The organism is Lysinibacillus xylanilyticus (genome assembly GCF_001708185.1).
In the GTDB taxonomy this organism is placed as follows: domain Bacteria; phylum Bacillota; class Bacilli; order Bacillales_A; family Planococcaceae; genus Lysinibacillus; species Lysinibacillus xylanilyticus_A.
In genome coordinates this window covers 102169-114861 of record NZ_MDDN01000004.1, presented here as the reverse complement: position 1 = coordinate 114861, position 12693 = coordinate 102169, and the positions used below count along the sequence as shown (strand labels likewise).

General features: G+C 33.5%; 10 protein-coding genes, 3 pseudogenes and 1 riboswitch. Of the genes and pseudogenes, 12 read left to right on the top strand and 1 reads right to left on the bottom strand.

What is annotated here, in order from left to right; genetic code table 11:
• The first annotated feature begins 138 nt into the window (after positions 1-138).
• A riboswitch (purine riboswitch) is annotated at positions 139-237 on the top strand.
• A 71-nt stretch (positions 238-308) separates the two neighbouring features.
• From add to BFJ97_RS10440, 6 genes are all read left to right on the top strand, one after another.
• A complete protein-coding gene (gene add / locus BFJ97_RS10465) occupies positions 309-1301 on the top strand; it encodes an adenosine deaminase (protein WP_068984596.1) in 993 nt (330 codons plus the stop codon).
• 500 nt (positions 1302-1801) lie between these two features.
• Positions 1802-2287: a DinB family protein gene (locus BFJ97_RS10460; protein WP_068984595.1), complete on the top strand. Its 486-nt coding sequence runs from the start codon at positions 1802-1804 to the stop codon at positions 2285-2287.
• Positions 2274-4247, top strand: a complete 1974-nt coding sequence (locus BFJ97_RS10455; protein WP_068984594.1) for a S9 family peptidase — start codon at positions 2274-2276, stop codon at positions 4245-4247. The genes BFJ97_RS10460 and BFJ97_RS10455 overlap by 14 nt, the downstream gene beginning before the upstream one ends.
• 273 nt (positions 4248-4520) lie before the next feature.
• On the top strand, positions 4521-4763 hold the full coding sequence (locus BFJ97_RS10450) for a hypothetical protein (RefSeq protein ID WP_068984593.1): 243 nt from the start codon (positions 4521-4523) through the stop codon (positions 4761-4763).
• Between the two features lie 334 nt (positions 4764-5097).
• Positions 5098-5817 (top strand): GNAT family N-acetyltransferase, encoded by a 720-nt coding sequence (locus BFJ97_RS10445; RefSeq protein WP_068984592.1) that lies wholly within the window; start codon positions 5098-5100, stop codon positions 5815-5817.
• A gap of 779 nt (positions 5818-6596) precedes the next feature.
• Complete coding sequence (locus tag BFJ97_RS10440) at positions 6597-8549, top strand: LTA synthase family protein (protein ID WP_068984591.1); 1953 nt, start codon at positions 6597-6599, stop codon at positions 8547-8549.
• Between the two features lie 323 nt (positions 8550-8872).
• Here the strand turns inward: BFJ97_RS10440 and BFJ97_RS25165 are convergent, their stop codons facing one another.
• Positions 8873-9052, bottom strand: coding sequence for a hypothetical protein (locus BFJ97_RS25165; RefSeq protein WP_068984590.1), 180 nt, complete (start codon positions 9050-9052; stop codon positions 8873-8875).
• Positions 9053-9151: 99 nt separating this feature from the next.
• Here BFJ97_RS25165 and BFJ97_RS25160 point away from each other — a divergent pair.
• The 6 genes and pseudogenes from BFJ97_RS25160 to BFJ97_RS10415 all read left to right on the top strand — a co-directional run.
• A pseudogene (locus tag BFJ97_RS25160) lies at positions 9152-9313 on the top strand (VOC family protein); the annotation flags it as partial.
• A 330-nt stretch (positions 9314-9643) separates the two neighbouring features.
• Positions 9644-10363 (top strand): annotated as a pseudogene (locus tag BFJ97_RS10430) (metallophosphoesterase family protein).
• 346 nt (positions 10364-10709) lie between these two features.
• Positions 10710-11180 (top strand): inner membrane protein YiaA, encoded by a 471-nt coding sequence (gene yiaA, locus BFJ97_RS10425; protein WP_068984589.1) that lies wholly within the window; start codon positions 10710-10712, stop codon positions 11178-11180.
• Positions 11181-11183: 3 nt separating this feature from the next.
• Positions 11184-11249: pseudogene (locus BFJ97_RS24120) on the top strand (DUF4256 domain-containing protein); the annotation flags it as partial.
• A 543-nt stretch (positions 11250-11792) separates the two neighbouring features.
• Positions 11793-12434 (top strand): copper amine oxidase N-terminal domain-containing protein, encoded by a 642-nt coding sequence (locus tag BFJ97_RS10420; protein ID WP_139114420.1) that lies wholly within the window; start codon positions 11793-11795, stop codon positions 12432-12434.
• 11 nt (positions 12435-12445) lie between these two features.
• Complete coding sequence (locus BFJ97_RS10415) at positions 12446-12688, top strand: hypothetical protein (RefSeq protein ID WP_068984588.1); 243 nt, start codon at positions 12446-12448, stop codon at positions 12686-12688.
• Positions 12689-12693 lie beyond the last annotated feature (5 nt).

Sequence of the window (12693 nt, the reverse complement as noted above, 5' to 3'; positions counted from 1 at the left end):
TCAGATATGCTATCAAATACCGGAATCCCTACCATTTTTGTTTGTGATATTCCGATAGACTGATTACCACAAATGATTTATCGGAGTTAGGGACCATGTTGACAATCCGAAATTTTTTTATTATCATGTAAAAAAACATTAATGAATTCAATAAAATTCCGTATAACCCCAATAATATGGTTTGGGGGTCTCTACCAGGAACCGAAATTCCTGATTACGAAGAAAGTACAAGTACAAAACTTGTATTTTCTTTGTAGTCAGGAATTTTTTTGTGTTTTAATCAAAAAATTTATTTCAGGAGATCAAAAATGAACTTTTTAACATTGCCAAAAATTGAACTTCACTGTCATTTGGACGGAAGCCTTAGAGCTGAAACTATTATCGATATTGCACAGAAGGAAGGTATTCAGTTACCTTCTTTTGATAAGGATGAACTGCAAAAGGAGTTGATTGCTCCGTTAGAATGTGAATCCCTTGATGAGTATTTAAAAAGATTTTCTCTTCCTAATATGGTCATGCAGTCCAAGGAGAACTTAAGAAGAATTACTTTCGAGCTATTTGAGAATGCAACAAGAGAAAATGTGAAATATTTAGAAGTCAGATTTGCCCCGTTACTGCACACATTACAAGGTCTTGGTGTTGAAGAAGTTATTCAATCGGTTATAGAGGGGATGAGGGACGCTGAAAGCTGTTACGAAATAAAGGGAAATATAATCCTGTCTTGCATGAGGACGATGTCTGTAGAAAGCGCATTTGAAGTGGTTGAAAAGGGGAAAAAGTTCCTTGGAAAAGGTGTGGTGGCAATTGATCTATGTGCATCTGAAGAAGAAGGCTTTTGTGAAAAATTTGTAGATCCAATCGCATTAGCCAAAGAATATGGCTACAGAGTCACTATTCATGCAGGTGAAACGGGAATTGGTAAAAACGTTCTAGAGGCTGTTGAACTGTTGGGTGCAGAAAGAATAGGACACGGAGTATTTATTAAAGATTGCGCCGAGGCTTATAAGATTGTGAAAGAAAGACAGGTAGTGCTTGAAATGTGTCCAACAAGTAATGTTCAAACGAAAGCTGTTCATCATTATTCTGAACATCCGATTTATAAGTTTCATAAAGATGGAATAAAAGTGACATTTAATACAGATAACAGAACAGTATCAGATACTACAATGGCAAAAGAAATCCATTTAGTTAACAATGAATTTAATTTAAGCGAAGAAGATTATCGCCAAATTTATTTAAATAGTGTAGAAGCATCCTTTGCCGACCAAGAAACTAAAGAATGGTGCTTGGCACAATATTAAAGGGAATTAGACTTAGCAACAAAAACAGTCCCCGAACTCGAAAATATTTTTTAACTACCATAAAACTAATCTTTTGTAATATTAGCAGATTGGAAAGAAATGTACTTAGAGTAAGGGGTGCTATAATTTAATAAGGGTAGGACTTGTGTTTATGATTAATCTTCATATACGCAAGTCTTTTTTGTTATGCTTCCTCAATCGCTCCTATTGCCCCACAAATGGCTTAATCTAGGGGCTTGACTATGAATATTACTCAAATCTGCAAGTCCTTTTGTTATGCTTTCTCAATCATTCCTGTAACCCTACTCCTGCTAAATAATCTAATGATGAAAGAAAAGCACTCGTCTGCTTAGACATAGAAAGAATAAATTGGGTTAGTTGGAATGCCGTATGCGGTGAAAAGTCGCGATAATACCGAATACTTACCTATCTGTATGAAGAAGGAAATGGCTGCATTTACATCGAAATATAATGTAATAAGCTAGATTGGAGTGCTTACAATGATTAAATTCTTTGAATACAACTGGCAGGTTAGAGATGAATGGTTTGACTGGTGCAATCAACTGACAATTAAAGAGTTGTTAAAAGACCGTAGGGGTCGAGTGGGAAATATATTATTTACACTTTTTCACATAATTGATGTGGAATATAGTTGGATTCGTGGTATTCAAGGCAAAGAAGATGTAGTATTTCAGTTTGCTGATTATAATACACTTGAAAAGGTTAAATCACTTTCAGATAATTCACGAAATGAAATAGCTGAATTTTTAAAAACAAATGTGGAAGGTTTAAATGAAAAACTAGTTAGTGTTTCTTGGGATGAAGATAAATACACTTTTAATGATATATTACATCATATTATTGCTCACGAAATTCACCACATAGGTCAACTTTCTGTTTGGGCAAGAGAATTAGAACTAAGCCCTGTACCTGCTAACTTTATTGGAAGAGAGTTAACGAGGGGGGGTATTAATGAAAATGAATGAAAAAACATATCTAAGTATAGAAGAGATTATTTCATTACCAACCTTATCAGATCCAAACATAAGTGATGATGGAAAAAACGTAGCATTTGTCAAGAAGACAGCTAACTGGAAAGACAATAAATATAGGAATGATGTGTGGATATATGAAAAAGAAAAGGGGCAGTGTTACCCATTAACAACTATGGATATAGATAGTACATACCCATTATGGTCTCCGGATTCTAGAAGTATTGCATACCTTAGCCCAGTTGGTGATGGGGATAATAAGAAAAATCAGATCTTTGTTAAGTGCATAGGTGGTAATAGTGGGGTTCAAATTACTGATGAGAAAGAAGGGGTCAGTAAATTCAAATGGGCGCCTACTGGCAAGGGTTTTTATTATGTTGCACAGTCAAAAGAATCTGAGACGATAAAGAAACGTAAGGAACTATATGGAGATTTCCATCATATAGGTAAGGAATACCAGAATAATTGTTTATATTACATTGAAATAGAAAAAATGATACAAAATGATAAAGATGAACACGAAAATAGCGTTGTTGATCAACTAACTGATGGTAAGGATTTTCATGTCCATGAATTTGATATTTCAAATTGTGGGAAAAAGATTGTATTAATTGCTACACCAAGCCCAAATATGGGAGATACTATTAATGGAGATCTATACATACTAGATATTGAAGCTAGAGAGCTGAAAAAGTTGTATATTGATAAGTTGTTGGGAGGGAGTGTTTGCTTTTCTCCTGAAGGCAGCAAAATATGTTACTCAGCAAGCATAAGGGAGAAGGATTACTATAAGACCCATATTCAAGACAGTACGCTAGAAATATATGATATTAATAATGGGGAGCTAATTCAACCTTTAACAGATTTTGATAGTACGGTTATTCCATTACAGTGGACAGCTAAAGGAATATTAATTAGATGGCAGAATAAAACGAATTATCTTATTGGATTGTTATCTGAGAATGGCACTGTAGAAATATTAAGCGATAAAGAAAATGGTTTTATAATGGATGCTTCTATAACAAGGAACGGAAATCATTTAGCCTTTAATAAGGCAATAACAAATGAATCCTTTGAAATCTATTTAGACGATAAAAAAATAACGAATGAAAATAGCTTTTTCAAAGGAAAGCTTAAAAGTACCAGGGAAATAATCTCATGGCAAAGTAGTGATGGTCTTGAAATAGAGGGCGTTTTATCAACCCCAGTCGACTTTGACGCAAATAAAAAATATCCCTTATTAGTAGTAATCCATGGTGGTCCAGCTTGGGCATCTTTTCCAATATTTTCAGACTGTTTTAATGAGAAATATCCTATTGAACAGTTTATCGAAAAAGGTTTTATCGTTTTAGAACCAAACTACAGGGGAAGTTCGGGTTATGGTAATGAATTCTTAAAAGCAAACTATAGAAAACTGGGAATTGCTAACTACGATGATGTTATATCTGGAGTGGATAAACTAGTTGAAAAAGGGATTGCAGATCAAGATAGAGTAGGGGTTATGGGATGGAGCAACGGGGGATATATATCAGCTTTCTGTTCTACATTTAGTAGTAGATTTAAAGCTATTTCAGTTGGGGGTGGAATTACTAATTGGAGTACCCATTACGTAAATACAGATATACCTTACTTTATTAGGATGTATCTAGGAGATGATCCATGGAATGATCCAGAGATCTATAACAAAACATCACCAATGACATATATTAAATCAGCCTGTACGCCTACTCTAATCCAACATGGCGAAAAGGATATAAGAGTCCCAACTCCAAATGCATATGAGCTATATCAAGGATTAAGGGATATGGAAGTTGATACAGAATTAATTATATTTAAAGGAATGGCATATAGTTCTGACCAGCCAGGAATTAATGTGGCTATTATGAAGCAGAATTTGATGTGGTTTTCACACTATATTCTTGGAGAAAGTATGAAAGATTTTAGGGTTTTATGATTAATAAATGGATATCCTCACAGGAAACATAAGGATGCAGTCTTCAAAAGTAAGCTTTTTTTCTTATTTAGCCTGTGATTGTTACTCTATGATTTCTATGTGATTTTCGTGAGAGTGGGGGATTGAATAAATGAAAAAATTTTAGTAGGAATTTTAGGCATTGGGAGTTATTTTCTATTTGGACAAAGTGGATGTGATGAAAAGATCACTTATGAAGGGGAAAATTAAAATTGGAAAGTTGAATATACACTCAATAATATAGGTAAAGAAGAAGTGCGACGTTCTATAGAATTGGAATATCGGGGTTCAGATGTAAGCAATATTGGAGAATTCGAATTTGCAGTACAAACGAAACTTGGTAAATGGGGACAAAGTATTATTGAATTAGATGAAAATGGACTATATACAAGCTCTGATTCCGCAAAATTTAAAGGAGTATTAACCGAAAAGGACAAACCAGTTTTCACAATTAGTAGGAATGATAATGAAGAGGAGATTATCTTAGAAAGTAAATGAAGAATAACTATCTTAAATTTCGCAAAAATTACATAGTTAGTATTTTAGAAACAACCTCAGAGATGTACTCTAACAAGCAGGATACTCCCTGTTATTCGGCATGTATATAAGGAGCCAGCTCTTACTGTTAATAACATGACAGTTCGAAATAGCGGATGGTTTATGGTTGAAAAGAAATTGCTGGGACAATACTTCAATAAAATATAGTAAAAAGCCCGGAAATTTTACGAACAGTAAAGTTTTCCGGGCTTTATTGATTTAACGGCTCAAGATAGTGGAAGAAGGAAATTGATGAAAAGAGAAGAATTTTATAAATAAAAAGAGGTGAAAATTCGTGGATAAACTGCTTCAACATTTACAAAGGGTTGGCGTACATTACATAAAAAGTGATCGTGTAATTATGTTAGAAATTTTAGAGAATAAACTTCATCTTGCTTCTGAAATAGATGTGCTTATAAATGAGCTTCTAGATAAATTACAAAGTAGTAGACTGAAAAAAGTTAGGTTTGAGTGTCCTAAAATTCTTTTAGATAGCTTAAATTGTACCAAGGCTAAAATGGAAGTTATTGGTGAAAGGGTTATATATATAAGATCTTTAACGACACCATTAAATGTTGCAATACCAGATTATGAAGTATGGTCATTTTCTGAGAATAACTCTATCTTATTTTTATCTGAAGTGATGGGTACAAGTTTTAATGATGCAGAGAAGTTTTTAGCTGGAATGAAGACCGAACTTCCGTCACAAGTGAATGAAATGTTTACAGTATATATAGTTAACGATGAACCTGTTGGTGTAGTTTTTCCTCATATAGAACCAAATACAGATAATGAAGGACGCATTTTTTGGATAGGCATGCATCCTAATTTTCTGGGGACAGGGTTGGGAAAGAGCTTACATTCAATAGGATTATACAGATTGAAAAATGAATTTAAAGCTATGTCTTATTTAGGGATGACTCAAGTTAACAATATTCCAATGAGAAATATTATGGTTTCAAACGAATGCATTCAAAATAAAAATACAGTAATTTCTTTACAATATTCTATTTAGGAATGAGTTTATTCGTGTATTATTGTTACGATATTTGCTTTTTTATATTCAGGGGTACTTATTGGAGTAACAGAGGCTTTACTTGAAGAACTTTGAGTTGCATATGCAGCTCTTTTTTTCTTTATTGAACTAACGGAGCAGCATTCCTATTTGAAGGATGTTCGAGGTCTTGATAGAAAAGAAGCCCTCTTGTATGACGCATGAGTGTCAACGACCATTTGAACCATCATCAAACAAGGAGGACTCCATTATATATTCAGAAATTTATATTTATTATTAAAGAAGTGGCTGGGACAAAATATGCTTTTGTCATAAGATATTTAGGTTGTGCTATATTAACCGTTTATTGACTTTTTAATAAACTAACACGAAACCAAATTACTATATTTGAATAAAATATTCTGAAATTAAAACCTTACAAAATTATAAGTTTCATGTCACTAAATTTAATTGTTAAAACTAAAATTGTGTTTTAAAATTGCTATTGTTGAAAACTATATTAAAGATCACTCGGCCTAAAGTGACCCGTAAGTAAATGTTAGGTATAAAACTAACATATGCGTGGGGTTTTATGAAAGGGGTTTACAATAATAGGAAGAAATGTGCTAACTGCCTTCAATTATATTTAACAACTTGACAGAAGTCTATATGGGGGAGTAGTATACAATAGCTGCGAAAAAGCTACTGTGAAATAACATTTTTTTAATGCAATATATACTTATAATCTTAGTTAATATATATCTAGATTTAAATTTAAGTAAGTAAAAGGTAGGGAAAAAATGAAAAATTTATTAAGTAAAAAAGATAGCCTATTAAACAATTTTTTAGGGGTCTATTTATTAGCTGTTTTAATGTTATGGATTAAAACATACCTCACTCAAACAACACAATTTGACCTAGGAGTAGAAGGATTCCTTCAACAATTCCTTTTACTAATAAATCCACTAGGTTCAGCATTGCTATTCCTAGGAATTTCCTTTTTATTTAGAGGGAAGAGAAAATATACATCACTAGTTGTAGTTTACACGCTGATGTCTATTCTTTTATATTCAAATGTAGTTTATTACCGATTTTTTAGTGATTTCATTACATTACCTACAGTTTTCCAATCGCAGAACTTTGGAGATTTAGGTAGTAGTGTTCTTTCTTTGATAAAGCCTTATGATATCTTGTTCTTTGTGGATGTATTTGTAATGTTTTACCTACGATTCTCAAAAAAAATACAAAAAGAAACCAATCGTTTTGGATATAAAAAAGCAATGACAATCATTGCGTGTGCATTAGTAGTATCATTCCTAAATTTAGGACTAGCTGAAGCTGATCGCCCGCAACTATTATCTCGAGGTTTTGATAGAAACTATATTGTGAAATATCTAGGTATTTATAACTATACGATTTATGATTCAGTAGAAACGATAAAAGCATCTTCACAGAGAGCTTTGGCGGATAGTAGTGATGTTACAGAAGTGATAAACTATACAAAATCTAATTACGCCAAACCTAATGCAGAATATTTTGGTGCAGCAAAAGGAATGAACGTCATCTATTTACATTTAGAATCATTCCAAAACTTTATGATCGACTATAAATTAAACGGTGAAGAAGTTACACCATTTTTAAATTCATTAGCAAAAGATAAGAATACAATGTATTTTGATAATTTCTTCCATCAAACAGGTCAAGGTAAAACTTCCGATGCAGAATTTATGTTGGAAAATTCTTTGTTTGGGTTACCACAAGGATCTGCTTATATTACAAAAGCACAAAATACGTACCAAGCGGCTCCAAGTATTTTAAAAGATTATGGTTATACATCAGCCGTATTCCATGGTAATAACGGAAGCTTCTGGAATCGAAATGAGATTTATAAATCATTTGGTTTCGATTACTTCTTTGATGCTAGTTATTATGATACGAGTTCTTCAGAAAACATGGCTGAATATGGTTTGTTAGATAAACCATTCTTTGAACAATCTGAAAGTCTTTTAAGTTCGTTACCACAACCTTTTTATACGAAATTTATTACGGTAGGGAACCACTTCCCATATCAAATGAATCAAGATTTAGTAACAATTGATAAAGCGGCTACTGGAGATGTAAGTGTAGATAGTTATTTCCAAACAGCACGTTATGCAGATGAAGCAATCGAACAGATGTTCAATCAATTAAAAGAATCAGGATTATATGATAACTCGATGATCGTTCTTTATGGTGACCATTACGGTATTTCAGATAATCATAATGATGCGATGGAACAAGTCATTGGAAAAGAAATTACACCATTTGAAAGTGCTAATTTACAACGCGTACCATTATTAATACATGTTCCAGGAATGCAAGGTGAAACCAACCATACTTATGGTGGCCAAACAGACCTTCTTCCAACTGTTTTACATTTACTAGGAGTAGATACACAAAAATTTGTTCAATTCGGTTCCGACTTATTATCAAAAGAGCATGATGAAGTTGTACCATTTAGAAATGGCGGTTTTGTCAGTCCAACTATTTATTCGGTTAATGGGAAATATTATGATAATAAAACAGGTTTACTACTAGATGATAGTCAATTAGAGTTTGCGAAAACTATTAAAGATGAAGTCGATCACAAATTGGAATTATCTGATAAAGTCGTGAATGGTGACTTATTGAGATTCTATACGCCAACAGGTTATACTCCAGTTGATCCTTCTCAGTATAATTACTCCAAAGATGCAAATGGAGAATCTAATTAACTGTTGCAATTTGCTGGGCAGTTCAAGAAGAGTGTTTGATATCAAAGAGTTTATTTTTAAAGCAAGATTGGGAAATTTCACATCAGAAAAGCGCGAGAGATCAACGTTCTAACATTGATTTCTCGCGCTTTTTAAGGTTTTAACCTGTTTTATCCCAGTCTCTTTTTGGAGGTTTTTAACTTCTTTCAGCAAATGTTTGCTGTTTCTATTGGTGTGCCGGAGTTTGCGGGTCCATTTATCTTTTGTATGGCTCCTTTTCTGTCTTCTAGAGTTTTTTTAGCAACGTGAGGGCAAACTTTTTATATTGTGACCCGCAAGCTGATTTATAATTTTTGATAGTGATTGAAAAGGTTTTGTATGGCATCTTGGATAACATGCTTTAATGAATCAGGCTTCACTGTTAGAACATGACCGTATTTCAGAAAGTAATTAGCAATAAATTCCTCTTCTCGAGGATTATAAAATCCCTTCACGACTGTTTTACTACCAATTTCTAATTTCATAGAAGGGTAATGTTCTTTATAAAAAATATCCTTTGCCTGTGCTGAAATCTCAACTTCAAAGTCAATACTCTCCTCCGATTTATAAATTTCTAATGACCGGACTTAGAAGAAATCAAACATTTTTATAGAAGTCTGACAGCAGATAAGAGAGTAAGAATTATTGTTCCGTTAGCTACTAATCTTTTTAGCAAAGCATACGGAATAATTGAAGACCCGTTTGGTATTCAAATACAATTAATGTTTGATGATAGATTGCACTAATATTATGGTACATTGTTTATTTTTAGAATGCAGTTTCACGGTGTCATTTATGAGAGATTGCATCATAGCCCGCTTATTGAATAGAATCACTCGCATTCTTTAAACAACTTTACTTTTTAAAACGACTTTTTTGTAAGGGTATAAGTGCGAAAAATGACAAAGTACATTAAAGGGGGTTCTGTGCTTTTTCATTATGTTAAAGACGCACTTCAGAAATATGTACGTCTTTTTTTCGGTCCATCTAGTTTTTAAAGGGATTAAAAGGCATTTTGTCGAATAACATGGAGAAACAACTATAGGGAATAGATGGAATTTATGAGGGGAAGCTTTGTGACGAAAATTGCAATTATTTCTGATATCCACGGGAATAAAACGGCATTAGAAGCAGTTTTAAAAGACATTCGATTAAGAAAGATTGAAAGAATTTTTTGTTTAGGAGATTTAATCGGCAAAGGTCCCCGAGGATCTGAATGTATAGAACTCATCCAAAAGAACTGCGAAAGAGTAGTTCGAGGTAACTGGGACGTATTTATTCAATCACCTACTGATAATGAATTTATACAGTGGTTCAAAGATAGATTAACAGAAAAAGATTATCAGTATCTAAGTTTGTTACCATTCAATATTGATCTTGAATAAAACGGACAATTAATTAGATTTTTCCATGCTTCTCCAAGAAGTGAATTTGAACGTATCTCGGTTAGACATTCAATTGAAAAGCGTTTATCGATGTTTGAGAATAGTGAAATAACAAATTCACTCCATTACAATAAACTTCCTGATATTGTATTCTACGGCGACATACATACAACTTTTTTACAGACATATAAAAAGGGTATTCTTTGTAACGTTGGCAGTGTCGGGAATTCACTTGACTTAACTTCAGCTTCATATGCAATCTTAGATGGAACACATTCAAACAATGCCATTCAATTTATTAGAGTAGATTATGACAGGCAGGTTGAGCTTATGATCGCAGAAGAGTTGGGTTTGCCTCAATTAGATAAATATTATGATGAAATTATGTTAGCAAATTATCGAAACGCTTAGAGGCGTTTTTATAATCGGGCGTGATTGTTGAGTAACTCAGGCAGAAAATGATTAAACGATGGCTAACGGGTAACCGATTTCTAGCGTTGATCGGAACACATTTTCATATAAAAGGAGGAAACCAATTATTAAGGGAAAAGTCTTGTGTCTTTAATGACCTCAAGACTTTTTGTTCAACTTAATGACAGGATAGTGTAGCAAGTCATGAGTCTAGAAATCCTGAATGGAAAATAATAATAAAGTTATATATTATTTGCAAGTGATTTCTATATAATAGATGTAGGTGCACTACAGTGTCTCTAGTGCCCCATTTTTATTAGATGAAAAGATGGAGGCGGAAGATTGAATGACCAATGAAAATGAAGTTTTGTTAGATAAAGGAAAACGAAATGAATTAAAAGTGAAAGAAGAAAGAAAAGAGGGAGAACCGACTCAAGCCTTCAAAGGGGCATCGTGGGCAGCGTTATTAGTAGGTGTTTCGTCTTATCTTATAGGTTTGTTTAATGCAAATATGCTATTGAACGAAAAAGGATTTTACTTTGCAGTTTTAGTATTCGGACTCTATTCGGCGATATCTTTACAAAAAGCAGTTAGAGATAAAGATGAGGGAATACCAGTTACGAGTATTTATTATGGTATTAGTTGGTTCGCACTAATTGTATCTATTTCATTAATTGCCATCGGTTTATACAATGCAGGGAGTATTGTTTTAAGCGAAAAAGGATTTTATGGTATGGCATTTGTTCTTAGTTTATTTGCAGCTATAACGGTTCAAAAGAATATAAGAGATACACAGAGAGCAAGAGAAAAAGATTGAGTTATGTACCACAATGGAGCAGAATCCTATTATGCTGCAAGGGGTTTCCGTGGCTCACTAAGGGTCTAAATTGTTGCATTGACAGCTACATTTAAATTTGAGAACGGATCACCTGCGAAAAGGCTTCAATTCATTCTTAGCTGAATAAGGCTCATTTAATTAACCAAACTTTTTTATAAACATCTCATACTTAGTTAGAAAAATTAACTCCATTTTGATCAATCTTTTTTCAAAATGGAGTTTTTGTATTTGGTGATAAATAAACTTGGGGCTGTACTCAGGTCCAAATTAGTAGATAGCTATTTTTATTTATCTTGATTTTCATAATATGCTTCATCCGCATATGTCTGGTCTGTTCCTTTAAGATTAGCACCAAAAGATACCCACAGAAATTGCTTCATATTTAAAGAAAAGCGGCCCAATTAATAACAAAGTTGATCAGAAATAAGAGAAAATCCAAAGAATAATAAACTGATAAACCAAGCTATTGCTAGGTGCAGAGAAATCTGTCCATAGGAATGGCTTTTTGTATGACTAAATTTGTTTGAAAAATTCAGTCTCCTTTCATTTTTAAAACCTAAAATGAAGTCAAAGGAACGAGGTGTGTTGTAGATGAAGATGAAAAAAATTGGTCTTATTTTAGTTCTAGTATTGGCAGGTGTTATATCAAATGGCGTAGTCATATATGCAGATGATGATGAACATGAATATAAAGAACATGAAGAGTATGAAGACTACGATGATGACGATTACGAGCACGATGAGGAATATTATGATGAGGATGAAGAAGGGGAAGAAACTTACTATTTTCAAGATGCGGTAAGTGAAAAGGGTACTTGGAATATTTGGACACGAACAGTTGTCGCAGATAAAGACGTATTACCTTTCACGAACTCTCAAAAGGTCACATTAAAGGTAGAAGGTACGAATAAGGAGCAGAACTTTTCGGTGATACCAAAAGACGGAGAATTTTTTGTGCCGGGAAAAACAGTAGCACAGGTTTTAGGAGCAAAGGCGATCTTTTACAAAGAAAGTAAAATTTTAGCTATCCAATATCAAGCGAATGAATTACTTTTCCGTGCTGGTACAAACGTTGTCTATGATAATAACGTGAAAACACCATCTCCAGCACAAGCATTTTATGTAAATGAAGAATTATATGTACCTATTAGTGCAATAACGAACGGCTTAGGCTATTTAGCGGAATGGCAAGAAAGTAATCAAACGTTTGTATGCCAGCCAATTACGAATTAGGAGGAAGCGTTATGAAAGATCCGAAAAAGGCAAAGTGGGTATTAGGAGCGTCAGGGATACTTTTATCTGCAGCGATCATCACCCAAATTAACAGCCCAACACAAGCCGAAACAACACGCACAAATAATAGTCAGGATGTAGATCAGGACAATATGACAAAAAGAGAAAAAGAGCTAGTACAGCTTGATTGGACGAACTTTGAAATGACAAGTCAACCCGCTGTTAAAAGCGAGCGAAAAACGAAAAGAACTTAATGGAG

Excerpts from the sequence above, each read along its gene's own strand:
- add (WP_068984596.1), top strand. The coding sequence starts at position 309 with ATGAACTTTTTAACATTGCCAAAAATTGAACTTCACTGTCATTTGGAC.
- BFJ97_RS10460 (WP_068984595.1), top strand. The coding sequence starts at position 1,802 with ATGATTAAATTCTTTGAATACAACTGGCAGGTTAGAGATGAATGGTTT.
- BFJ97_RS10455 (WP_068984594.1), top strand. The coding sequence starts at position 2,274 with ATGAAAATGAATGAAAAAACATATCTAAGTATAGAAGAGATTATTTCA.
- BFJ97_RS10440 (WP_068984591.1), top strand. The coding sequence starts at position 6,597 with ATGAAAAATTTATTAAGTAAAAAAGATAGCCTATTAAACAATTTTTTA.
- BFJ97_RS25165 (WP_068984590.1), bottom strand. The coding sequence starts at position 9,052 with ATGAAATTAGAAATTGGTAGTAAAACAGTCGTGAAGGGATTTTATAAT.
- yiaA (WP_068984589.1), top strand. The coding sequence starts at position 10,710 with ATGACCAATGAAAATGAAGTTTTGTTAGATAAAGGAAAACGAAATGAA.
- BFJ97_RS10420 (WP_139114420.1), top strand. The coding sequence starts at position 11,793 with ATGAAGATGAAAAAAATTGGTCTTATTTTAGTTCTAGTATTGGCAGGT.
- BFJ97_RS10415 (WP_068984588.1), top strand. The coding sequence starts at position 12,446 with ATGAAAGATCCGAAAAAGGCAAAGTGGGTATTAGGAGCGTCAGGGATA.